Consider the following 21,547-nt stretch of genomic DNA (forward strand, 5'->3'; position numbering starts at 1 on the left):
GGCGGCGGGAGCGCGGAACGGACCGGCGCACCGCGGCGCGGACGAGGAACGGACGGCCCCGAAGACACCGCGTGGCCGGGCCAGGCGAATGCCCCGAGCCCCCCAGGAGCCCGGTCGGCCCCGCCGAAGGCCGGTCCGGCCACGGAGGACGACCCCTCCCACGGAATCGGGCCGGGCCCGCACCCCGTGAAAGGTGCGGGCCCGGCCCGTTCGGCAGCGTGGCGCGTGTCAGGCGCGGGCCACACCCTCCGCGCGGGCGGCGGCGGCGACGGCGGCGGTGACCGCCGGGGCGACGCGCTCGTCGAACGGCGAGGGGATCACGCACTCGGCGCTCAGCTCGTCGGCGACGACGGAGGCCAGCGCCTCGGCCGCGGCGAGCTTCATGCCCTCGGTGATGCGCGAGGCACGCACCTGCATGGCACCGGCGAAGATGCCGGGGAAGGCCAGCACGTTGTTGATCTGGTTCGGGTAGTCGCTGCGGCCGGTGGCGACGACGGCCGCGTACTTGTGGGCGACGTCCGGGTGGATCTCCGGGGTCGGGTTGGCCATGGCGAAGACCAGGGAGTTCTTCGCCATGGTGGCCACCGCGGACTCGGGGACGGTGCCGCCGGAGACACCGATGAAGACGTCCGCGCCGTCGAGGGCGTCCTCCAGCGAACCGGTCAGCCCGCCCTTGTTGGTGAAGCCCGCCAGCTCCCGCTTGACCTCGGTGAGGTCGCCGCGGTCGGTGGAGACGATGCCCTTGCGGTCGCAGACCGCGACATCGCCGATGCCCGCCTCGATGAGGATCTTGGCGATGGCCACACCGGCGGCGCCCGCACCCGAGATGACGGCCCGGAGCTGGCCCAGCGTCCGGTCGGTCAGCTTGGCGGCGTTACGCAGCGCCGCGAGCGTGACGACGGCGGTGCCGTGCTGGTCGTCGTGGAAGACCGGGATGTCCAGCCGCTCCTGGAGCTTGCGCTCGATCTCGAAGCACCGCGGCGCGGAGATGTCCTCCAGGTTGACGCCGCCGAAGGAGGGCGCCAGCCGGGCGACGGTCTCGACGATCTCGTCGGCGTCGGTGGTGGCGAGCGCGATCGGCACCGCGTCCACGCCACCGAACTGCTTGAAGAGGATGGCCTTGCCCTCCATCACCGGGAGGGACGCCTCCGGGCCGATGTCGCCCAGGCCCAGCACCGCGGTGCCGTCCGTGACGACCGCGACGACCTGGGACTTCCAGGTGTAGTCGTGCACCAGCTCGGGCTGCTCGGCGATGGCGCTGCAGACCTTGGCGACGCCGGGCGTGTACGCGAGGGACAGGTCGTCCCGGTCGCGGACGGGGACGGTCGCCTGGATGGCCATCTTGCCGCCGCGGTGCAGCGCGAAGGCCGGATCGAAGGCGCCGTCGGGCCCCTCGTCGGTGCTGTCGCTGCGAGGATTGACGATCTCCGCTGCCACTTTGTTGAACCCCTTTGTTCGTAAATGGTGAGGGTGGCCACCCCCTGGTTTGGGAGGTGGGCGGGCACCGCGTCCGTTCCCTGTACGCCGGATGGCCGGTGCACGGGGGGAGGTACGGACACCGGGCGCGCCGCACACGCGCCCTGAGCCCCGGATGAGGGGTGTAACGCCCCTTTCTACCGGACGGGCGTGGCGGGCGACGAGCCAGATCGGTCACCCCGGCCCCGGCGGATCGGGTATTGAACATCAATGGGGCGAATCCCCGGGCGGGTTAGGGGTCAGCGTCCACATTCCGAGACGTCGGGACGGGTGGGGGCGGACGGCGGCACCATCGTCGCCGCCGGTCACCGCCCGGCGGCGGAGCAGGACGGAGCGAACACCGGTCGTCCGTTATCCGATTTTGACCTGAACGGCAGTCCGAATACCGGATTCCTGATGGCAGGATTCCGTCCATCGACCGAGGTCGCGGTGGCCGTGAGCGCCCCTCCCGGCCGTCACCCGCCGGCTTTTCCCCATCCGCAGGAGGATCAGCATGACCGCACGCCCCACCCGTCGCCCCGCCGCCGGCCGCTCCCGTACGGCCGTGGCCGGGGCGACCGCGGTCGCGGCCGCGCTGCTACTGACGGCCTGCGGGGACCAGACCGACGCGGCCATCGCCCGCCGTGAGGCGGTGAAGAATCGTGACACCAGCGCCCCGCTCTTCAAGATGCTCCCCAAGGACATCCAGGAGAAGGCGCTCATCCAGGTCGGCTCGGACATCACGTACAAGCCCGTGGAGTTCCGTAGCAACGGTGCGATCGAGGGCATCGACCCCGATCTGGCGGCCGCGTTGAGCAAGCAGCTCGGCGTCAAGCTGAACTTCAACAACGCCACCTTCGACACCCTCATGGGCGGCATGAAGTCCAAGCGGTACGACATCGCGATGTCCGCGATGACGGACACCAAGGAGCGCCAGCAGGGCATCGACTCCAACACCGGCAAGAAGATCGGTGAGGGCGTCGACTTCATCGACTACCTCAACGTCGGCGTCTCGATCTACACCCAGAAGGGCAAGACGAAGGGGATCGACGGCTGGGACGCCCTGTGCGGCAAGAAGATCGCCGTGCAGCGCGGCACCGTCTCGCACGACCTGGCCAAGGACCAGTCGAAGAAGTGCGAGAAGAACGGTGAGCAGCCGATCTCCATGGAGGCGTTCGACAACGACTCCGAGGCCCAGACCCGGCTGCGGACCGGCGGGGTGGACGCGGTCTCCAGCGACTACCCGGTCGCCGCGTACGCCGTGAAGGTCTCCGGCCACGGCAACGACTTCCAGATGGCCGGCGGCGCGCCGGTGAAGGCCGCGCCGTACGGCATCGCCGTACCCAAGGGCAGCGAGAAGCTGCGCGACGCGCTCAAGGCGGCCCTGGAGCGCGCCATCAAGACCGGCGCCTACGCCAAGGTCCTCGACAAGTGGGACGTCAAGGACGCGGCGGTCGGGGAAGTGAAGCTCAACGGCGGTTCCTGACCGCCGCTTCCCCGCCCTGTCCGCCGATCCGCTGAACCTCCGAAAGGCAGCATCCGTGTCAGTCGACGTCGAGAAGTCGGACCGGTCCCCGGCCGGGACCCCGTCCCCGCCCGAGCCCATCAAGGCCATCCCCGTCCGCCACTACGGCCGCTGGGTGGCGGCGCTCGTCGTCCTCGGGGTGATCGTGGCTCTCGTGCGGGCCTTCGCCACCGGGAACGTCAACTGGGACGCCATCCCCGAGTACCTCTTCAACGCGGACATCCTCAAGGGTCTGCGCAACACCCTGCTGATCACCGTGCTGTCGATGGTCATCGGCATCGTGCTCGGCGTGATCCTCGCCGTGATGCGCCAGTCGAAGAACTGGGTGACCTCGTCGGTCTCGTGGTTCTACATCTGGTTCTTCCGCGGCACGCCGGTCTACGTCCAGCTCTTCCTCTGGTTCAACCTCGGCCTCGTCTTCCAGTACATCGACATCATGCCGATCTACAAGGACGAGTGGTCGGACTTCATGACCCCGTTCCTGTGCGCGCTGCTGGGCCTCGGGCTCAACGAGGCGGCGTACATGGCGGAGATCTGCCGGGCGGGTCTGAACGCCGTCGACGAGGGCCAGACCGAGGCCGCGCACGCGCTGGGCATGAGCCACGCCAAGACGCTGCGCCGGATCATCGTGCCGCAGGCGATGCGGGTGATCGTCCCGCCGACCGGCAACGAGGTCATCAACATGCTGAAGACCTCCTCGCTGGTGATCGCCGTCCAGTACTACGACCTGTTGCAGGCGGCGCAGAACGTCGGCCGGGACTCCGGTGTCGTGGTGGAGATGCTGATCCTGGCCGCCGCCTGGTACCTGATCGCCACGACGGTGCTCAGCATCGGCCAGTACTACCTGGAGCGGTACTACGCCCGCGGCGCCAGCCGCCAGCTCCCGCCCACCCCGCTCCAGCGCGCCAAGGCGAAGCTGGCGGGCCTCAACCGCGCCGGAGGTACCGCATGACCGCCAGCCCGACCGTCTCGAAGGCCGTCCCGATGGTGAAGGCCGAGGGTGTCCACAAGTCCTTCGGCGCGGCCCACATCCTCAAGGGCATCGACCTGGAGGTGGCGCCGAAGGAGGTCTTCTGCCTGATCGGCCCGTCCGGCTCCGGCAAGTCGACGTTCCTGCGCTGCATCAACCACCTGGAGAAGATCAACACCGGGCGGCTGTCGGTCGACGGTGAGCTGGTCGGCTACCGCGAGCAGAACGGCAAGCTCTACGAGCTGCGCGACCGCGAGGTGGCCGCCCGCCGCCGCGACATCGGCATGGTCTTCCAGCGCTTCAACCTCTTCCCGCACATGACCGCGGTGGAGAACGTCATGGAGGCGCCGGTCCAGGTCAAGGGCGAGTCGAAGGCGTCCGCCCGGGAGCGCGCCGGCAAGCTGCTGGACCGCGTCGGCCTGAAGGACAAGGCCGGCAACTACCCCTCGCAGCTCTCCGGCGGCCAGCAGCAGCGCGTCGCCATCGCCCGCGCGCTGGCGATGGAGCCGAAGCTGATGCTCTTCGACGAGCCGACCTCCGCGCTCGACCCGGAGCTGGTCGGCGACGTCCTCGACGTGATGAAGGACCTGGCGGCGGACGGTATGACGATGGTCGTGGTCACCCACGAGATGGGCTTCGCCCGCGAGGTCGGCGACTCGCTGGTCTTCATGGACGACGGCGTGGTCGTCGAATCCGGCCACCCCCGCGACGTCCTCGGCAACCCGCGGCACGAACGCACCAAGTCGTTCCTGTCCAAGGTGCTGTGAGCCGGGGCCGGGGCGCCCCCGGCCGGGCAGGAACGGAGGCGGTACGGGCCCGGGGCCCGTGCCGCCTCCGGTGTGTGGGCGGCTCTTCGGGGCGGGGCGGGCGGTCGGGTGCGGGGCGAGGGCCGGGCCGGCCCTCGGCTCCGTCGGACGGCGGGCGCGCGGCCGCGGTCCGGCGTCCGGCCGCGGTGCGGCGCGCGGAGGCGGTGCGGCGCGCGGAGGCCGGAGCGCCGCCCCGCGTCGCCCCCGGGGGCGACACCCCTCAGTGCACGGAGAACCCGCCGTCGACGAAGAGGCTCTGCCCGGTGACGTAGGCGGAGGCGCGGCTCGCCAGGAAGACGGCGGCGCCCGCGAAGTCCTCGGCCAGTCCGTTGCGGCCGGTCAGAGTGCGGTCGGCGAGGGCCGCCACCCGTTCCGGGTCGGAGGAGAGCCGCGCGTTGAGCGGGGTCATCACGAAGCCCGGCACCAGCGTGTTGCAGGTGACGCCGTGCGGGGACCACGCCTCGGCCTGCGAGCGGGCCAGCGACTCCAGCCCGCCCTTGGACACCCCGTAGACCCCGCTCTGCACGAACGCCCGGTGCGCCTGCTGCGAGCTGACGTGGATGATCCGCCCGAAGCCCCGCTCGGCCATACCGGGGCCGAACCGCCGCCCCAGCAGGTGCGGCGCCTCCAGGTTGACCGCCATCGTGGCGTCCCAGACCTCGTCGGTCATCTCGCCCATCGGGGGCCGCAGGTTGATCCCGGCGCTGTTGACCAGGATGTCGGGCTCGCCGAAGGCGGCGGCGATCTCCTCCGCCCCGGCGCGGAGCGCGGCCCGGTCGCTCAGATCGCAGCTCACGGCGGCGGCCCGGCAGCCCTCAGCGGTCAGTTCGCCGACGGCGGCGGCGAGTTCCGCCTCCCGGCGCGCCACGACCACCACCCGCGCCCCGGCCCGCGCGAGCGCCCCGGCGATCCCCCGGCCGATACCGGAACTGCCGCCGGTCACCACGGCGTTCAGACCCGCCAGCGAGAACAGGTCGGAGAGGTAACGGCCGGGCGGTGTCTGGGATGTCATGTGCGCACCATAAACGGCGCCCACCGCGCGGCAGCGGCCCGTCCGGCCCTCGGACAGCCGGACCGTACGATGCCGGGCCCGGCGCGCCCCCGGCGACGGCCCGGGGCGCACCCGCGAAGAGCGCGCCCGGGCCGCACCCGTCACTTCAGCCCGAGGACCAGCGCATCGCTCGGCGAGCGCCACACCGTGCGCGCCTCGGCGAAGCCGGAGTCCCGCAGGACCTGGGCGTGCCACCGGTCGGAGGGGGTGTCGCCGTCGGCGTGCTCCCCGTAGATCTCGAACCGCTCGGCGGTCGGCCCGGCCAGCAGCGGGTCGGCGGCGGCCAGCTTCCACCAGTCGGCCCAGTCGAGCGCGCCGGCGGCCTTGGCGCGGTCCATCCGGGCGTGGCGCTGCGCGCGGTCGGCGGCGTTGATCCGCGGGGTGGACTCCTCCGGCATGTGGTCGGCGTTCATGAACACGCCGCCGTCGCGCACCACGGTGCCCAACTGCCCGTAGAGCCCGCGCAGGTCCTCGGTGTGCAGCCAGTGCAGCGCGGTGGCGGTGAGCACCGCGTCGTACGACGTGTGCGGCAGCCTCGCCGTCCAGGACGGGTCCTTCAGGTCGGCGCGGACGAACCGCACCCGCTCGTCACCGGCGAAGTACCCTTCGGCGATGGCCAGCAGCGCGGGATCCAGATCGACGCCGACGCTCTCGGCCTCCGGGAAGCGCTTGAGCAGCCGGTCGGAGATGGAGCCGGTGCCGCACGCGAGGTCGAGCACCCGGGGCGCGGCGCCCACCAGCGCCTCGACCATGTCGAGCATCACCCGGAACCGCTCCTCGCGGTCCGGCATGTACCACTCCTGCTGCCGGTCCCAACTGTCCTGCCACGCCTGCCAGTCGGCCCCGGACACCGTCTCCGTCATCACGAACCCCTTCCACATGTAATACCCTCGTAGCCACAACACCCATTACGACTACCTGCCCGGAACGATAGCCCGCGCCCGTAAGGACTACAAGTGGAACTGGCCTATTACTCGGACTATGCCGTGCGGCTCGTCAACACCGAGGAGCCCGAGCGCGGCGGCGACAGCCTGACCTCGGTCGAGGCGGTCCGCGCGCTCTTCGGGCCCGCGCAGCAGATCGCCCGGCGCGCCACGGAGAGCGACGTGACCCGGCTGCGCGCGGTCCGCACCCGGCTGCGGACCGTCTTCGAGGCGGCGGCCGAGGGGGACGAGGTCCGCGCCGTCGACCTGCTGAACGCGCTGATGATGGAGTTCCCGGTCAGCCCGCAGATCTCCGGCCACGAGCACCGCGACGCGGACAATCGCCCCGACTGGCACATGCACATCGCCGACCACGCCGCCAACGCCACCGCCGGCTACACCGCCACCGCCTGCATGGGCCTCGCCTTCCACCTCACCGAACTGGGCGTGGACCGGCTCGGCATCTGCGAGGCGCGCCCCTGCCGGAACGTCTACCTCGACACCTCCACCAACCGCTCCCGGCGCTACTGCTCCGACCGCTGCGCGACCCGCGCCAACGTCGCCGCCTACCGCGCCCGCAAGAAGCTGGAGAGCGAACGCGCCGCCCGCAGCGGACGCACCGCCGACAGCGCCCAGGCGACCACGGCCAGCGGCGAGCGCTGAGCCCCCAGCGGCCGCAGCCGCAGCCGGGCGCGGGCCACCACCAGATCGTCCGGCACCGCCCCGAACTCCCGGCTGTCGTTGACCACCCGCGGGTTGTCGCCCCGCACCCACCAGCCGCCGCCCTGCCGCTCCACGGCCCGCTTGACGATCAGCAGGTCCTGCCGGAACGGATGCCGGACCACCACGACATCACCCGGCCGGACGACGGAACCGTAGTGCAGCAGCAGCCGGTCACCGGGCCGGAGCGTCGGCAGCATCGACGGGTTGTACACCTCGGCAAGCCCGAACACCGGGCCGCGCCGCCGCGCCCCGCCGCCGTCCCCGGGCCCGCGCCCGTCCGTCCGCCCGTCCGCCCGCTCGGGCATCCCGCCCACCTCCCGGCCCGGTCCGGCAGCCGCCGAACCCTTCCTCCAGCTCACGGGGTCATCCTCCATCAGTCCCGCCCGGCTGCCGGGCTCCGGTCCCACGGGCGGCCGGACTTTTGCCCTAAGACCCCCGGCCCGCCCGAGAAAAGCCTTCCGGCACCGAGTAATCTCGCCCGTGAGAAGACGATCACGAGGAAGGACTGAACATGCTCTCCCGCCTGTTCGCCCCCAAGGTGAAGGTCAGCGCCCACTGCGACCTGCCCTGCGGCGTGTACGACCCCGCCCAGGCCCGTATCGAGGCCGAGTCGGTCAAGGCCGTTCAGGAGAAGTACCAGGCCAACGAGGACGCGGACTTCCGCACCCGTGCGGTCCTGATCAAGGAGCAGCGCGCCGAGCTGGCCAAGCACCACATCTCGGTGCTGTGGAGCGACTACTTCAAGCCCCCGCACTTCGAGAAGTACCCCCAGCTCCACCAGCTGGTCAACGACACCCTCAAGGCCCTCTCGGCCGCCAAGGGCTCGAACGACCCGGCCACCGGCCAGAAGGCCCTGGACCTCATCGCCGAGGTCGACAAGATCTTCTGGGAGACCAAGAAGGCTTGATCCGAGCCCAGGCCGCCGCCCCGCACCTCCGCGGACCGGCGCCGTCCGAAGGGGCCCGGCGGGTTATCCGCCTGGCCCCTTCGGCTTGGGGGTGGCGTGGGGTCAGGCCACGGTGTGTGCCTGATACGGACAGGTCACGCCGCAACCGTCGGTTTCGGAAGCCGCACCGGCCCGCGCGACCAGCCGCTCCACCCACGCTCGGACCTCCACCAGGTGATCAGCCTGCAACCCGGCAGAGGGGTCGGGTTGTACCAACAAGGTGGCGGCACCACAGGCAGTGCGCTCCGCCGCCCAGACATGGTCGAGCCCGGTGAAGTCGTCGTCGATCCACACCACGGGGGCATCGCCCAGCCAGGCGTCGACGTAGTCACGCTTCCACAGGTAGCCGTTGGGGTGGCTGGTGGTGATCCGGGGGTGCGGCAGATCGACGTGTGGCAGGGCCGGGAGGCCGAGGAGTGGTCCGATCAAGGTGGTGGCGTCCTTACGCCAGCTGGTGCACCAGACAGGGGTGACCAGCCCGGTACGGAACACGTCCATGAGCAGGGAACCATGGGCCGGGTCGAGCCAGACGGTGACCGGGTTTTCGGCGCTCCGGCCGGTGGGGACGACGTCGTGGCGGGCGTGGGTGGGCGGGGTCGAGCCGTCTGCGTCGGGGAAGGGTATGAGGACGCCGTCGATGTCGAGGAGCAGGTAGGGCAGGCGCATCGGTTCCTCCAGGGGGAGCCGGAGCGAAGGGCTGTCAGAGCCTGTGGGCGCGGAGCAGCAGGTTGGTGGGCCAGTGGCCCATGCGGGGGTCGTAGAACTTTTGTGCCGAGGCAAGCCAGAAACCCGCCTGGCTGAGGTGCTTCTCCCACCGGTCGGTGGGGAACTCCCAGCGGGCGATGGGGTGCCGGGTGAGGTCGGGGAGAGTGACGTGATCGCGGCTGGGGCGGTCGTCGCCCGAGGGGTTTCGGCCGCCGCGCTGCGGGTGGGGAACGGAGAAGGCGAACACACCACCGGGCACGAGGCGCTGGGCAATGGCCGGCAGCAGGAGCTCAGGCGCGACGAGGCCGACGGCTCCGAAGACGGAGTAGACCGCATCGAACTGTCCCTCGGCGGCGTGCAGATAGTGCAGGGCGTGACCGGCGACGAACATGAGGTTGTCCAGCCGCCCGTAGTGGGAGCGGGCACGGCGGACCTGGAGTCCGACGAGGTCGACGCCGGTGACGTGGGCACGGTGGCAGACGGCGAGATGGGCGGCGTTGTGGCCGGGGCCGCAGCCGAGTTCCAGGAGTCGCTTACCGCGCAGGTCGGGGCCGAGGACATCGGCTCCGGGCCCTTGGCCAGGGCGGCTGGCCCACTCCATCCGGACGGGTACGGCGAGGGGTTGGGCCGGTCCGGCGGCGGTGCGCTGGAGGGCGTGGGCGTGCCATGGGGAAGCCTGGGCGAGCACGTCAGATCTCCAGCAGGTGGAGGACGTCGACGAGGTGGCGGCGGACGACCTTGATGTAGGCGGGGTCGGTGGCCGGGTCGTCGATCCAGCGGATGGACTGCTCCATGAACCACTCGACGGCCCACATGCGGTGCCAGCCCAGCGCCCAGTTCTCGGCGGCGAGCCCGCCCCTTCGGGTCAGGGCGTCGGGGGTGCCGCCGGCGGTGACGTACTGCTCCAGGAAGACGCGCAGGCGGAAGGGGTGCGGGGGCTCGATGGTGCCGTGCCAGCTGGCGAGGTCGAGCAGCCCAGGGCCGGTGAAGGCGCGGGCGAAGTCGAGCAGCCGCCAGCCTCGCTCCCCGATGTGGAGGCTGGTGGGGTGGAACTCGGAGTGCACCCAGCCGAAGGGCGCCACCATCGCTCCGGCCGAGCGGGCCCCGGCGGCCCGGTCGATCCTGTTGAGCGCGTCCTCGATGTCATCGGCGTCTTCCCACCGGTCGGCCTTGCGCAGCCGTTCGAGATGCTCCAGCGCCCGGGTCGGCAGCGCGCGCAACCGCTCCCGATCGAGGACAGGCAAGGAGAAAGCCGTGCGGGTGCTGTGCAGGACCACGGCCGCGGCAACGCCGTCGAGATCGTCGGCCTCGCGGACGGACAGCCCGAGGTCCTCCATGAGCATGCCGAGCCACCCGTCCAGGACGGCAGAGGCATGGAGTCGGGGCACGGGAACGCCGAGGGTGTGGGCCAGGCGGAGGGCCTGGTCCTCGCTGTCGAAGGGCTTCTTCGCGTACTTGAAGATGGCCGTGGAACCGTCGGGGAAGGCCACACGCTCGACTCCGGACATGGACCACACCCGCACCTCCTCCCGTACGGCGTTGGTCTGGCCGACCAGGGTGAGCAGGCTGTTGAGGAGTTCGTCGCTGGGGTTCGCGGTCACGTGGGGGCTCCAGGGAAGGGTGGCGTCCGGGGCGGGCAGGAGCTGCTGATCCGCCCCGGAGCCTGATCGGGTGGTGAGTTACAGGGCGGGGTCCACGCGGTGGGCGTAGACCCGTTCGATCCAGCCCGTCTTGAAGGCGGCCAGGTCGGCGCGGAAGTTGGCCATCGAGGCGCCGTACGGTGCGACCACGCCGCCGGACTGGTCCGGCACGGACTGGCAGCCATGCACGAGCCGGCCACCGAGCGCGGCGTGAGCCTTGATCGACTCGATCCGGCGGTGCTCGTTGAACCAGCCGCCGTGGTAGACCTCGTCGAGCATCCCGCCCACCTCGTCGTCCAGATCGAAGACGACGGAGGTGGCGGCGGGGAAGAACCAGCACGGGCCGACGTTGGAGATGTGCCCGTCCAGCTCGACCTTGTTGAGCGCCATGAGCGTGGCAGCCTCGCGGAGCATCCGCAGGTGGCTGGCGGTGATCTGCGGAAGACCGAGGCTAGCCAGGTGCTCGTCGCGGAAGAGGTACGCGTACACCTCGTACGCGGTGGCCAGTACCCGAGCGGCGTCCGTGGTCGACTCACTGTGCTGCTTGATGAAGTCGAGCGCGAGCTGCTCGACTGCGCTCTCGACCGTCTCGTCCACGTCCAGGAGCTGGGACTTGACCAGCTCCCAGTCGGCAACGAGCCAGCTGTGGGACTCGAAGCGGAAGAAGTACTCGGCCGGGTCGATGGTGATGCGCCGGCCGTCGACCCGGATACCGGGCAGGCGGCTCCAGCGCGGGTCGAACGCCTCGGGCAGCTCGACCGTGATGGCCGTGGTGTCGATGGTGGTCACCGTGTCTCCGTCTCTGTTCGGCCGGGTCCGGGCACAGGAATGCCCGAACCTGGTGTGTACGTACGGAACTTCGGGGAGCCGCCCGGACCAAGGGGGGAGCCTGGATTACGGTCGCGCCATTCCGGGCGGCTGCTGACAAGTGAACCGGTGGTCACGCTCAGTGGGTACGGTGGAAGGCAGTTGAAGCGGTATACGCGGTTTACAGCTCCGGAGCGGAGGCGATCGTGGCGACGGGAAGAGACCTCGATTCGCGTCTGCGTGCCGTCATCGACGCGGTCGACTGCACCTACGAGGCCCTGGCCAGAGACGTGCGCCGCATCGCCGCCGAGAACGGAGAGATCCTCCAGACCAACAAGTCGGCCATCTCGCACTGGGTGAACGGTGCCCGCACCCCGTCGGGCCGGGTCGGCCAGTACCTGGCCGAGGCCCTCTCCCGCAGAGCAGGACGCACGATCACCCGGACCGAGATCGGCTTCCCCGCCGGTGACACCGAAGAGGCGGCGGAACCCGACCCCGTCCTCGCCGCCACCGACCTGGGCCGCGCCGACGTGGAACGCCGCCGCTTCCTCGCCATCGCGGCCTTCACCACCGCCGGCGTCACCATGCCGCTCGGCTACGACCACGAGGCCACCGCCCGCATGCTCCGCGCCCGCACCGGCGAGTCCATGGTCGGCGTGGAGGACGTGGACGTCGTACGGCAGATCACCGCGGCCTTCAGTGCAGCCGACGAGCGCCTCGGCGGCGGACACGGCCTGACCACCGTCACCGCGTACCTCGCCGACACCGCCGCCCCCATGCTCCGGGGCCGATTCCCCAGCGAAGCCTTACGCCGGGCCGCCTTCGGCGCGGTCGCCGAACTCGCCTACCTCGCAGGGTGGAAACACCACGACCTCGGCCAGGAAGGTGCCGCCCAGCGCTACTACCAGGTCGGCTACCAACTCGCCTGCGAAGCCGACCCCCATGGCCACGCCGCCTGGATGATGCGCGCCCTCGCCCACCAGGCCCTCAGCCTCAAGCAGCCCCACCACTGCGTCGACCTCGTCGAAGGCGCCCTCACCCGCGGTCTTGGTCACGTGGACGGCCAGACCGAGGCACTGCTCCACATCACCCACGCCCGCGCCTTCGCCGCGATCGACGAGAAACCCGCAGCGGCCCGCGCTCTGCTCTCCGCCGAGGACGCCCTGCTCCGCGACGATGGTCCTCAGCCCAGCTTCTCCCTCGTCAGCGGGCCGGCCGCCGGGACCGTCACCAGCCACACGGCTCGTACGCTCACCGACCTCGCCGATCACGTCGGCACCGAGCAGCAGCACCGGGACGCGCTCATCCGCTGGGATCCCGCGAAGTTCAAGCGCGTCCACGCCCTCACCCATGCCGACCTCGGCGACAGCCTCGCCGCCCAGGCTCGCGCCGACGAAGCCGTCGCCGCCTGGTCCCAGGCCCTGACGCTCATGGAGGGCATGACCTCCGACCGCACGCGCAAGGCGATCACCTCGATCCGCTCCACGCTCGCGGTCTACCAGCGCCGCCGCGTCCCCGGCGCCGCCGATCTCGCCCGCCGCGCCCGCGAAGCCCTGACCTAACATGCCCGACACCCGCCCGACGAAGGGAACTCCCGTGACCCAGCAGACCGGCGCCCAGCCGAAGGCCCTCAAGTCGGCACTCGAATCGATGACCCTGCTGGTCGCCGCGGTCATCGTCCACGACAAGGCCACCAACCGCGTCGTCCTCCTCCAGCGCAGCGAGAACGCCAAGTTCGCCCAGGGGATGTGGGACCTGCCCGTCGGGAAGAGTGAGCCGGGAGAGCCCATCACGGAGACGGCGGTCCGCGAGCTCTATGAGGAGACGGGCCTGAGGGTGAAACCGGAAGCCCTGAAGGTCGCCCACATCATTCATGGCGCCTGGGGCGTGGAAGCGCCTAACGGCTTCCTCACGGTCGTCTTTGTCGCCCACGACTGGGACGGCGAACCCGAGAACCGCGAACCGCATAAGCACGACCAGGTCTGCTGGGTCGATACCGACGCAATCCCCGAGGGCTTCGTGGACACCACTTCAAGCGCCCTCCACCGTTACCTGGCAGGGGGATCCGAGGTTTCCCTCGATGGCTGGCTGTAGCGATACCCGCTACCCGGAGAGGGCGAAGAGGGTGCCGCTAGGCCCTCCGGTTCGCTCTTGAAAAATTGCACGACGTTGATATCACGCCTCGAGGGAGGGGCACGAAGAGGGATGGCTGTTGACTTACCGGAAGGGATTTCACGACCCACCGGAGGAAATGGAAGGCTACTACTGCAGATAGTCTTTCTATGCTTCGGAGAACAAGGGCGATGGCCATCCTCACGGAGGGTTAATCGCCTACTGAAGCGGTCGGGAACCACCCTCCAAGATGCCATAAGGGAAATCCCAACGGGCCTAATTCGAGGCCACGACCAGTCCAGCAATATTCAACTCAGCACGACGAATAAATTGCACCTCACCTTCGCCGGAGTCGCAAATTGCCCTAACTCCAAAGGCATCCTGAACATCTTCTTTGACCTAGTCAGATTCGCAGCCAGAAAAGAGAAGGAAGAGAGCCGCTGGACGTCTCAACGCGTGACCGTCAACCTCTCAATCTCCGACTTCGAACACCACGCCCCGGAAAAACTCCACTTCCACAGACCGATCGAATTCATTACTCTCATTGCGGAAGACGAGCCATGGTGCGTCAGGTCCAGCATCGGAAGCGGATGGGAAGGTATACAGATCCCGGCATCGGTGGTCGTCGACAGCCGGATCAGACTTTTCTCAGAAGTTCACACACTGGATGAATACTTGCCAGCAAGGGCAGAACTTCTTAGTGGACCTCAGAGCGCATACAGGCGTATGGCACTCGACGGATTGCATCCGGATGTAATCTCGGCCTCGGGGCCTCTCTGGATAGACGGCCACTACACCCAGGCAGTACTTTCCATATTTCGGCACATCGAATCTCGGGTCCAGGAATTGTTCGGCGACCACACAGAATCCGGTCAGCCGCTGATGGCCAAAGCCTTCTCCATCCAAAGCGACAGCCTGGATGTTCGCCGCTCTTTCGGGATGAGCGGCGAAAGCGAGCAAATCGGGTTCAAATTTCTGTTCATGGGAGCCATGGCCGGTCTGCGAAACCCTCGCGCGCATGGCATTCCGCCTGCAGACTCCGAGGCCGAAGCCTACGAGGCCCTCGCCTTCGGCAGTCTTCTGCTACGCCGTCTGGACATCGCGCGTGAGCGGAAATAGCCGCAGCTCCGGTCACCTCACCCTGCCCCTGGGTCGGCGCTCCTCCCACACGACCCAGCAAGGGGCCAGCAGTCGAGGCGCCCCCCCCCCCCCCGTCGCGCAGCCCGAAGCGGTCCGCACACAGTCCGCGGGACACCCGATCGCAACCGCCGCACCCCATCGCCAGCAAACGACAAAAGGCCAGGTCAGCGCCCCACAGGGAAGATCCCCGCAGGTCACCGACCTGGCCCATTACTAGGAGACCAAGAAGGCTTGATCCGAGCCCAGGCCGCCGCCCCGCACCTCCGCGGGCCGGCGCCGTCCGAAGGGGCCCGGCGGGTTATCCGCCGGGCCCCTTCGGCTTGGGGTGACGTGAGGTCAGGACGGGGGCGGCCAGGGGAGGGCCGCCGGACGGGCCGGCGTCAAGGCTCCCGCCCGGACGGGCCGGCGTCAGGACGCCGGGCGGTCCGCCTCGTAGCGGCCGGTCTCCAGGAAGTAGCGCAGCTCTTCCGGGGTGCCGTCGATGGCCTTCTCGGCGGCGGCGCGCAGGGCGTCGCTGATTGCCGGGTCGGCCAGGATGCGGGCGACCTCGACGCGGTCGTCCTCGGCGCGGGCGAGTCGCAGACCGGTCTCCAGGAAGGCGCGCACCACCTCCGGGCTGCCGTCGTCCAGCGCCTCACCGGCCTCGCGCAGCACCGCCTTGCCGGAGGCCGGGTCGGCCAGGAGCCGGGCGATCTCGACGCGGTCGTCCTCGGCGCGGGCCAGCCGGTAGCCGGTCTTCAGGAAGGCGCGCAGGTCGTCGGCGGTGCCGTCGAGCGCCTCGTTCGCCTCGCGGACGACCGCCCGGCCGCTGGTCCCGTCCCCCAGGATCCGCAGGACGGCGATACGGAGGTCGTCCTCGGACATCTCGTCCACCGGGGTGCCGTCGGCGGGTACGGCCGACGGGGCCGTCACCGCGCCGGACGGGGACGGGGACGCGGCGGACGCCGGGGTGGCCAGGAGCAGGGCGGGCGCCAGGGCGGCGGACGCGAGGAGCAGTGCGGCGCGAGCGGGTTTCACGGGATGGCCTCCAGAAGGGTCGCGCGGGGGGCGCGGCCATTCTGCCCGGTGGCGGGACACGAGGTCATCGCCAGGGTCCCGTTGTCCGGCGGGGGTTCGCCTGCGGGAGGGCCCGGTGGCCCGCCCTCGGCGGGAGGACCACGACCGGGATGGTTGCATTTTGCATCTACGCACTCTCACCCCTACAGTGACGGTGTTGCATAACGCAACTCTGAAGGCCGCGCAGATCCCGCCGGTGAACCCTCCCGGGTCTGACGAGATGTACATGGCCTTTCCTCCGGATATCGTCCTTTTAGTCCTTGGGGCGTGAAAGGCAGGCGAGAGCTGTGCGAGCTGAGGACGCCGCCAAGGAGCCGCCGCACCAGGGCGGTTCGCCGTACGCCGGCTCCGTCGGACCGCGGACCGGTGCCCTGGCCGGCGCGAGCGCCCGGAGCGCCCCCGCCCCGCACCTCTCCCGCGGAACGGCCCGTCCGGACGGCCGCCCCGCCGCCCGCCTCCTGACCTGCCCTGACCTGCGGCCCCGGCCCGGCCACGACCGCCGGGCCCGCCCCCTCCCCGTACCGGAAGCGGCTCCCACCGAGAAGAGAAGTGATCCTCCATGTCAGAGAACAGCGGCATCGCCGGAATCCGTGAGGTCACCGTGGTCGGGGGTGGTGTGATCGGTGCTTCGTGGGCGGCGCTCTTCCTGGCCCGCGGCCTGGCGGTGACCGTCAGTGATCCGCAGCCCGGTGTGGAGGAGGCCGTCCGCGGGCACATCGCGGGGGCCGCGCCCGCCCTGAAGGCGCTCGGCCTCGACACCTCCCGCCTCACCGCCCGGCTCACCTTCGAGCCGGACCTGGCCACCGCGGTCCGCGGGACGGACCTGGTGCAGGAGAACGGTCCGGAACGGCTCGACGTCAAGCACGAGATGTGGCGGACCATCGAGGACAACGCCCCCTCCGGTGCGCTGCTCGCGACCTCGACCTCCGGTATTCCCGCCACCGAGATCGCCACCGTGCTCAAGGAGCCGGGGCGGCTGGTCGTCGGTCACCCGTTCAACCCGCCGCACCTCGTCCCGCTGGTCGAGGTCGTCCCCGGGGAGAAGACCTCGCGGGAGACGGTCGAGCGGGCCCGCGCCTTCTACGCGGCGCTCGGCAAGCGGCCGCAGGTCCTGCGCAAGGAAGTGCCCGGCTTCGTCGCCAACCGGCTCCAGTCCGCGATCTTCCGCGAATGCGTCCACCTGGTGAGCGAAGGCGTCGTCACCATGGCGGAACTGGACTCCGTCGTCACCTCCTCCCTCGGCCCGCGCTGGGCCGTCGACGGCCCCTTCCGCTCCTTCCACCTCGGCGGCGGCGAAGGCGGACTCCCGCACTTCATGGACCACCTCGGCATCGGCATGGAACGCGCCTGGGCCGCCATGGCCCAGGAGCAGGTCGCGTTCGACGAGCCCACCAAACGGCTCCTGACCGAACAGACCGAGGACTTCGGCGGCACCATCGACGAACTCGCCGCCGAACGCGACCGCAAGCAGATCGCCGTCCTCCGCGCCCTCGGCGAGGACTTCGGCGACTGACGCGGCCCCGCCACCACCCGTACCGCCCCGACACACCCAGCAAAGGCTGCCCCTCATGAGCGTGGAAGATCTCACCGACCGTATCCAGCGGGCGCTCGCCCACCCCCTCACCCACGACGGCGGCTTCGACATCCACGAGGCGCTGCGGGAAGTCCTCGCCTCGGTCGGCCTGCGGCCCGAGGACAGCGGCGGCGAGATCACCTTCATCGGCCGCGACCCGGTCGTCCCGAGCATCATGCGGCTGGGCGCCGTCCCCGCCCTCGGTATGACCGCCAAGTCCGTGGCGCTGGCCGCGCTCTGGCGCCACCGCGGCGGCGAGGGCCAGGACATCACGATGGACCTGCGCAAGGCCCCGCACCGGCTGTGCCCCTTCTACGACAAGAAGTGGGAACTGCTCAACGGCTACCCCGGCGGCACCCCCTCGGACCCGGCCAACCCGCTGGGCTTCGACTTCTACCAGGCACGCGACGGCCGCTGGGTCATGCCGCTCAACCCCTACCCGAAGATCAAGAACGCCGTCTACGAACTGCTCCGCACCTGGCCCGCGAAGGACGCCGTCGCGGACGCCGTCGCCAAGTGGAACGCCGCCGACCTGGAGCGGGCGGGTGACGAGATCGGTGTGGTCATGCCGATGCTGCGCACCACCGAGGAGTTCCTGCGGGAGCCGGCGTACGAGTTCATCGCCCAGGAACCGCTCATCAAGATCGAGAAGATCGGCGACAGCGCGCCCGAGCCCCTGCCGGCCGCCGCCGACCAGCCGCTCTCCGGCGTACGCGCCCTGGGGATGGGCCACATCATCGCCGGTGCCGGCGTCGGCCGGGACCTGGCCCAGCACGGCGCCGACGTGCTGAACATCTGGCGGCCGAACGAGCTGGAGCACGACGCCACGTACAACTCCGCCAACGTCGGCGTCCGTTCCACCACCCTCGACCCCTACGGGTCCGAGGGGCAGGCGAAGATCCGCGCCCTGCTGCGCGACGCCGACCTCTTCTACGCCAACCGCCGCCCCGGCTACCTGGAGAAGATCGGTCTGACCGCCGGGGAAGCCGCGCACCTGCGCCCCGGCATCATCCACCTCAGCTTCTCGCTCGCCGGCGAGAGCGGTCCGTGGGCCCACCGCGTCGGCTTCGACCAGACCGCCGGCGCGCTCACCGGCATCATGCTGATGGAGGGCGCGGACGGAGTCGGCGCCGGACCGACCAGCACACCCGGTCTGCCGTACATCAGCGTCGTCAACGACTACGTCCTCTCCTGGCTGGCCACCACCGGCGCGCTCGCCGCGCTGATCCGCCGCGCCACCGAGGGCGGCAGCTACCGCGTGACCCTCAACCTCACCCGCATCGCCACCTGGATCCTCAGCCTCGGCGTCTTCGACCAGGACTACGCCCGCAAGGTCGCCCTCGACCCGGACCCCGAGTCCCCGCACGCCTACCTCGACCCGGACACCTTCACCGCCCAGACCCCGTGCGGCTTCTACCAGGGCGTCACCGATCAGGTCGTCATGTCCCGGACGCCCGGCCGCTTCCGTGACGTCCTGCTCCCCCGCGGCAGCAGCGCTCCCGTCTGGCTCCCCCGCCACAACTGACCGCCCGCGCCCCGGCCCCTTCGGGCGATGCGGTGTCCTGCCCGGCGCCGCTGTGCTGTCCTGGTGACGGAACCGGGAGAAGGGATCGTGAGGATGAAGGCCGTCATCGTGTGCGCTTCCGTGTCGCACGGCAACACCCGCCGGGTCGCCGACAGCATGGCCGAGGTACTGGGCGCGCGGGTCGTCGCCCCCGAACAGGCCGATCCGGCGGAGCTGGCCGCCGCCGATCTGACGGGGTTCGGCTCGGGCGTCTTCTACCAGCGGCTCCATCCCCGGCTGACCGGCTTCGTCAAGGCGCTTCCCGCCGGGCGGGGCCGGGCGTTCGTCTTCGCCACCAGCGGGTTCCCCGAGGTGGCGCCGGCGCCGTTCACCCGCCCCCTGGTCCGGCTCCTCGAAGGCAAGGGCTACGAGGTGGCGGGGCGCTTCACCTGCCGGGCACGCGACACCCTGCTGCCCTTCAAGCTCATCGGCGGCATCCACAAACAGCGGCCGGACGCCGGTGATCTGGCCGCCGCGCGCGCCTTCGCCGCACGGCTGCGGGACGGGCACGCACCGGCGTCCTGACGCCCGCGGCTCCGGGGCCCGCCCGCGCCCCGGGCGGCGGAGGTACTAGGCCGACGCCAGTCCCCTCCGCAGCGCCCCCTCGCCGTGCCGCATCAGCCACGAGCGGTACACGCCGCTGGCCCAGGCGATCTCCGTGTAGGAGGCGGTGAGGTCGGCGAAGAGAGCTTCGGGCGGGACGGCGAGGGTGGTGCCGGAGCGGCAGGCCATGAAGAGGCGGACGGCGAGGGGGTCGCCGCGCAGGGGCCGGATGTCCATCCCGTGGCGGGGGCGGGAGGTCGGCTGGCAGGGGGTGACGACCTCGCCGGCGGCGACGAGATCTGCGGCGGTGAGGTAATCGCCGTGCACCACGCGGGGGTTGACGCCGGCGGCGGCCCAGATCCGGCGCAGTCCGGCCCATTCACCGTCCACGGTCGGGTCGACCATCCACGGGTCGCCCGCGAGATCGGCGAGGTCGACGACCTCCTTGGCGGTCGCCGGATGAGTGGCGGGCAGGGCGATGAACTGCGGCTCCCTGGCCAGGAGTTCGTGCTGGACGAGGTTGGCGGGGACGCGGAGCGGGGCGCCCTCGACCTCGTGGACGAAGACCGCGTCGAGCTGGCCGGAGGAGACCATCTGCAGCAGCGCGTTGGCGGAGACGTCGATGCGCAGGGCGGGGTCGACGCCGGGCAGCCGGTCGCGCATGCGGCGCAGCCAGCCCGCGACGGCGCGGCTGCTGGTGCTGCCGATGCGCAGCCGGGCGCCCTGTTCGCGGACGGAGACGGCGGTGATCTCGTCGACCAGGGCGCGCATGTCGGCGACGATGGGGCGGGCGCGGGAGAGCACCACATGGCCGAGCGGGGTGGGGCGGCTGCCGGTGGCGGCGCGGAAGAAGAGCTGGCCGCCGAGGGCCTTCTCGATGCGGTGGAGCTGCGTGGTCAACGACGGCTGGGTCATGCCCAACTGACGGGCCGCCTTCCGCACGCTGCCGGAGTCGGCGATGGCGCACAGGGCTCGAAGATGCCTCACCTCTAGCTCCACGCGGGGAGCATAGCCATGCGCGATGGCCTGGCACCAGACTCCGGAACCGCCATGAACTGGCCCTTTTCCTCGGGGTATTGATCCGTCCTATCGCCTCCTGGCATCTCCGCCCGGCGGGTGAACTGCGTCCAGACTCGGCGGCACCAAGAAATCCGGGGCCCCGGCCGCCGCCCCACACGGCGGCCGTAGCCCTCGGAAATTAAGGAGCCCCCACATGAGATCTCCCAAGACGGCGCTGTCGGCGGCGCTCGGCCTGGGCCTCGCCGCCGCACTCACCGCGGCGGTCCCGGCGTCCGCGACGCCCTCCTCCCCCGCCTCCCACCGCTCCACGGCCGCCACGGTGGCCGCGTACACCGGCTCGGCCGCGCAGCAGGCCGACAACAAGGCGTTCTTCGACGCCGTGGTGAAGTCGGTGGCGAAGAAGCTCAAGGCGAACCCGCACGCGCAGTCGGTCACCGTGACCTACGACGCCAGCGCCGCCCCGACGTTCGCGAACCAGATATCGCAGGCCGCGCAGATCTGGAACAGCGCGGTCTCCAACGTCAAGCTCCAGGAAGGCAGCGGCGGCGACTTCCAGTACCGCGAGGGTGACGACCCGCGCGGTTCGTACGCCAGCACCGACGGCCACGGCAGCGGCTTCGTCTTCCTGGACTACGCGCAGAACCAGCAGTACAACTCCACCCGCGTGGTGACCCACGAGACCGGCCACGTGCTGGGCCTGCCGGACCACTACGAGGGTCCGTGCAGCGAGCTGATGTCCGGCGGCGGCCCCGGCCCGTCCTGCCAGAACACCCAGCCGGACGAGAACGAGCGCGCGCAGGTGGACCAGCTCTGGGCGAACGGTCTGGCGAAGCTCTTCGCCAAGGCGTCCTGACCCGCCCGTCCGGCGCACCGGCCGGCGTGTCGTCCTGACGCCCCGTCGGACGGCGCCCGCCGGAGCGGTACGCCGCTTCCCGAAGGCAGGGGTTCCCCACCCGCCTGCCGTCCGGCCCCCTCACCCCGGCCGCCC

Annotated in this window: 22 protein-coding genes; 12 read left to right on the top strand and 10 right to left on the bottom strand. The window is 70.7% G+C overall.

The features are described from left to right. Window positions 1–228 precede the first annotated feature (228 nt). On the bottom strand, window positions 229–1,437 hold the full coding sequence (locus ACGH2B_RS07440; RefSeq protein WP_399085943.1) for an NADP-dependent malic enzyme: 1,209 nt from the start codon (window positions 1,435–1,437) through the stop codon (window positions 229–231). Between the two features lie 532 nt (window positions 1,438–1,969). Between ACGH2B_RS07440 and ACGH2B_RS07445 the strand changes: the two genes are divergently transcribed. The 3 genes from ACGH2B_RS07445 to ACGH2B_RS07455 are packed head-to-tail and all read left to right on the top strand — an operon-like array spanning window position 1,970 to window position 4,717. Further along, on the top strand, window positions 1,970–2,941 hold the full coding sequence (locus ACGH2B_RS07445; RefSeq protein WP_399085946.1) for an ABC transporter substrate-binding protein: 972 nt from the start codon (window positions 1,970–1,972) through the stop codon (window positions 2,939–2,941). Between the two features lie 55 nt (window positions 2,942–2,996). Beyond that, complete coding sequence (locus tag ACGH2B_RS07450; RefSeq protein ID WP_399085949.1) at window positions 2,997–3,932, top strand: amino acid ABC transporter permease; 936 nt, start codon at window positions 2,997–2,999, stop codon at window positions 3,930–3,932. Window positions 3,933–3,964: 32 nt separating this feature from the next. After that, a complete protein-coding gene (locus ACGH2B_RS07455; RefSeq protein WP_399096782.1) occupies window positions 3,965–4,717 on the top strand; it encodes an amino acid ABC transporter ATP-binding protein in 753 nt (250 codons plus the stop codon). 259 nt (window positions 4,718–4,976) lie between these two features. On the opposite strand, the gene ACGH2B_RS07460 is transcribed toward ACGH2B_RS07455, so the two are convergent. Further along, window positions 4,977–5,768: an SDR family NAD(P)-dependent oxidoreductase gene (locus ACGH2B_RS07460; RefSeq protein WP_399085952.1), complete on the bottom strand. Its 792-nt coding sequence runs from the start codon at window positions 5,766–5,768 to the stop codon at window positions 4,977–4,979. 140 nt (window positions 5,769–5,908) lie between these two features. Continuing rightward, window positions 5,909–6,670, bottom strand: coding sequence for a class I SAM-dependent methyltransferase (locus ACGH2B_RS07465; RefSeq protein ID WP_399085955.1), 762 nt, complete (start codon window positions 6,668–6,670; stop codon window positions 5,909–5,911). 93 nt (window positions 6,671–6,763) lie between these two features. On the opposite strand from ACGH2B_RS07465, the gene ACGH2B_RS07470 reads away from it, so the two are divergent. Further along, entirely contained in the window at window positions 6,764–7,393 is a 630-nt protein-coding gene (locus ACGH2B_RS07470) for a CGNR zinc finger domain-containing protein (RefSeq protein WP_399085958.1), read from the top strand. Here ACGH2B_RS07470 and sodX read toward each other — a convergent pair. Beyond that, window positions 7,297–7,758, bottom strand: coding sequence for a nickel-type superoxide dismutase maturation protease (gene sodX / locus ACGH2B_RS07475; protein ID WP_399096785.1), 462 nt, complete (start codon window positions 7,756–7,758; stop codon window positions 7,297–7,299). The two genes, ACGH2B_RS07470 and sodX, sit on opposite strands and share 97 nt — an antisense overlap. 206 nt (window positions 7,759–7,964) lie before the next feature. On the opposite strand from sodX, the gene sodN reads away from it, so the two are divergent. Next, window positions 7,965–8,360, top strand: coding sequence for a superoxide dismutase, Ni (gene sodN, locus ACGH2B_RS07480; RefSeq protein ID WP_399085961.1), 396 nt, complete (start codon window positions 7,965–7,967; stop codon window positions 8,358–8,360). A gap of 102 nt (window positions 8,361–8,462) precedes the next feature. On the opposite strand, the gene ACGH2B_RS07485 is transcribed toward sodN, so the two are convergent. From ACGH2B_RS07485 to ACGH2B_RS07500, 4 genes are all read right to left on the bottom strand, one after another. Then, window positions 8,463–9,065: an HAD domain-containing protein gene (locus ACGH2B_RS07485; RefSeq protein WP_399085964.1), complete on the bottom strand. Its 603-nt coding sequence runs from the start codon at window positions 9,063–9,065 to the stop codon at window positions 8,463–8,465. 34 nt (window positions 9,066–9,099) lie between these two features. After that, window positions 9,100–9,792: a class I SAM-dependent methyltransferase gene (locus ACGH2B_RS07490; RefSeq protein WP_399085967.1), complete on the bottom strand. Its 693-nt coding sequence runs from the start codon at window positions 9,790–9,792 to the stop codon at window positions 9,100–9,102. Window position 9,793: 1 nt separating this feature from the next. Further along, on the bottom strand, window positions 9,794–10,705 hold the full coding sequence (locus tag ACGH2B_RS07495) for an aminoglycoside phosphotransferase family protein (protein ID WP_399085970.1): 912 nt from the start codon (window positions 10,703–10,705) through the stop codon (window positions 9,794–9,796). 78 nt (window positions 10,706–10,783) lie between these two features. Next, window positions 10,784–11,533, bottom strand: a complete 750-nt coding sequence (locus ACGH2B_RS07500) for a hypothetical protein (RefSeq protein ID WP_399085973.1) — start codon at window positions 11,531–11,533, stop codon at window positions 10,784–10,786. Between the two features lie 224 nt (window positions 11,534–11,757). Here ACGH2B_RS07500 and ACGH2B_RS07505 point away from each other — a divergent pair, with 224 nt between their 5' ends. The 3 genes from ACGH2B_RS07505 to ACGH2B_RS07515 all read left to right on the top strand — a co-directional run bounded on the left by ACGH2B_RS07505 (window position 11,758) and on the right by ACGH2B_RS07515 (window position 14,782). After that, window positions 11,758–13,113 (top strand): tetratricopeptide repeat protein, encoded by a 1,356-nt coding sequence (locus ACGH2B_RS07505; RefSeq protein ID WP_399085976.1) that lies wholly within the window; start codon window positions 11,758–11,760, stop codon window positions 13,111–13,113. 1 nt (window position 13,114) lies between these two features. Continuing rightward, the gene (locus ACGH2B_RS07510) at window positions 13,115–13,645 is read left to right on the top strand and encodes an NUDIX domain-containing protein (protein WP_399085979.1); all 531 of its coding nucleotides are present in this window, start codon (window positions 13,115–13,117) and stop codon (window positions 13,643–13,645) included. Between the two features lie 348 nt (window positions 13,646–13,993). Continuing rightward, a complete protein-coding gene (locus ACGH2B_RS07515; protein ID WP_399085982.1) occupies window positions 13,994–14,782 on the top strand; it encodes a TIGR02391 family protein in 789 nt (262 codons plus the stop codon). 429 nt (window positions 14,783–15,211) lie between these two features. Here the strand turns inward: ACGH2B_RS07515 and ACGH2B_RS07520 are convergent, their stop codons facing one another. Continuing rightward, window positions 15,212–15,820, bottom strand: a complete 609-nt coding sequence (locus tag ACGH2B_RS07520) for an ALF repeat-containing protein (RefSeq protein WP_399085985.1) — start codon at window positions 15,818–15,820, stop codon at window positions 15,212–15,214. A gap of 598 nt (window positions 15,821–16,418) precedes the next feature. On the opposite strand from ACGH2B_RS07520, the gene ACGH2B_RS07525 reads away from it, so the two are divergent. From ACGH2B_RS07525 to ACGH2B_RS07535, 3 genes are all read left to right on the top strand, one after another. Continuing rightward, window positions 16,419–17,372, top strand: coding sequence for a 3-hydroxyacyl-CoA dehydrogenase NAD-binding domain-containing protein (locus tag ACGH2B_RS07525; RefSeq protein ID WP_399085988.1), 954 nt, complete (start codon window positions 16,419–16,421; stop codon window positions 17,370–17,372). A 55-nt stretch (window positions 17,373–17,427) separates the two neighbouring features. Beyond that, the gene (locus tag ACGH2B_RS07530; RefSeq protein WP_399085991.1) at window positions 17,428–18,957 is read left to right on the top strand and encodes a CoA transferase; all 1,530 of its coding nucleotides are present in this window, start codon (window positions 17,428–17,430) and stop codon (window positions 18,955–18,957) included. 93 nt (window positions 18,958–19,050) lie between these two features. Further along, on the top strand, window positions 19,051–19,521 hold the full coding sequence (locus ACGH2B_RS07535) for a flavodoxin family protein (RefSeq protein WP_399096788.1): 471 nt from the start codon (window positions 19,051–19,053) through the stop codon (window positions 19,519–19,521). Window positions 19,522–19,566: 45 nt separating this feature from the next. On the opposite strand, the gene ACGH2B_RS07540 is transcribed toward ACGH2B_RS07535, so the two are convergent. Beyond that, entirely contained in the window at window positions 19,567–20,538 is a 972-nt protein-coding gene (locus ACGH2B_RS07540) for a LysR family transcriptional regulator (protein WP_399085994.1), read from the bottom strand. A 214-nt stretch (window positions 20,539–20,752) separates the two neighbouring features. Between ACGH2B_RS07540 and snpA the strand changes: the two genes are divergently transcribed. Beyond that, window positions 20,753–21,412, top strand: coding sequence for a snapalysin (gene snpA, locus ACGH2B_RS07545; RefSeq protein ID WP_399085997.1), 660 nt, complete (start codon window positions 20,753–20,755; stop codon window positions 21,410–21,412). Window positions 21,413–21,547: the final 135 nt, after the last annotated feature.

Origin of the sequence: Streptomyces sp. BBFR2 (assembly GCF_044497305.1) — a bacterium.
GTDB lineage: Bacteria > Actinomycetota > Actinomycetes > Streptomycetales > Streptomycetaceae > Streptomyces.

Coding starts and splice junctions, on each gene's coding strand:
- ACGH2B_RS07445 (WP_399085946.1), top strand. CDS start 1,970: ATGACCGCACGCCCCACCCGTCGCCCCGCCGCCGGCCGCTCCCGTACG.
- ACGH2B_RS07455 (WP_399096782.1), top strand. CDS start 3,965: ATGGTGAAGGCCGAGGGTGTCCACAAGTCCTTCGGCGCGGCCCACATC.
- ACGH2B_RS07460 (WP_399085952.1), bottom strand. CDS start 5,768: ATGACATCCCAGACACCGCCCGGCCGTTACCTCTCCGACCTGTTCTCG.
- ACGH2B_RS07465 (WP_399085955.1), bottom strand. CDS start 6,670: ATGACGGAGACGGTGTCCGGGGCCGACTGGCAGGCGTGGCAGGACAGT.
- sodX (WP_399096785.1), bottom strand. CDS start 7,758: ATGCCCGAGCGGGCGGACGGGCGGACGGACGGGCGCGGGCCCGGGGAC.
- sodN (WP_399085961.1), top strand. CDS start 7,965: ATGCTCTCCCGCCTGTTCGCCCCCAAGGTGAAGGTCAGCGCCCACTGC.
- ACGH2B_RS07485 (WP_399085964.1), bottom strand. CDS start 9,065: ATGCGCCTGCCCTACCTGCTCCTCGACATCGACGGCGTCCTCATACCC.
- ACGH2B_RS07510 (WP_399085979.1), top strand. CDS start 13,115: ATGCCCGACACCCGCCCGACGAAGGGAACTCCCGTGACCCAGCAGACC.
- ACGH2B_RS07525 (WP_399085988.1), top strand. CDS start 16,419: ATGTCAGAGAACAGCGGCATCGCCGGAATCCGTGAGGTCACCGTGGTC.
- ACGH2B_RS07530 (WP_399085991.1), top strand. CDS start 17,428: ATGAGCGTGGAAGATCTCACCGACCGTATCCAGCGGGCGCTCGCCCAC.
- ACGH2B_RS07535 (WP_399096788.1), top strand. CDS start 19,051: ATGAAGGCCGTCATCGTGTGCGCTTCCGTGTCGCACGGCAACACCCGC.
- snpA (WP_399085997.1), top strand. CDS start 20,753: ATGAGATCTCCCAAGACGGCGCTGTCGGCGGCGCTCGGCCTGGGCCTC.